1 pseudogene is annotated in these 228 nt (G+C 80.3%); it reads left to right on the top strand.

Annotated elements, in window-relative coordinates:
- Positions 1-228 (top strand): annotated as a pseudogene (locus ACQP6G_RS20910) (SAM-dependent methyltransferase); the annotation flags it as partial.

Here is a 228-nt window from a genome sequence, read left to right as displayed (position 1 = left end):
CCCGTCCCGTCACGCACGCGGGGTACGACGACGTCCCCGACGAGGCGGGGAACGCGGCCGCGCGGGGGTGGGGGGACGAGAACGCCGACGAGTACCTCGCCGAGCACGGCCCGGTCCTCGGCGACGCGGGCTTCCGCTGGGGCCCGGAGGGGCTCACCGAGGCGGAGGCCGGCCTGCGCGGCGACGTCGACGGCGCGCGGGTCGTCGAGATCGGCGCCGGGGCGGCGC

It is taken from the genome of Isoptericola nanjingensis (genome assembly GCF_050311635.1).
Classification (GTDB): Bacteria; Actinomycetota; Actinomycetes; order Actinomycetales; family Cellulomonadaceae; genus Isoptericola; species Isoptericola nanjingensis.
Note: the sequence above shows the minus strand (reverse complement) of the source record. Positions and strands in the feature narration are given on the sequence as shown.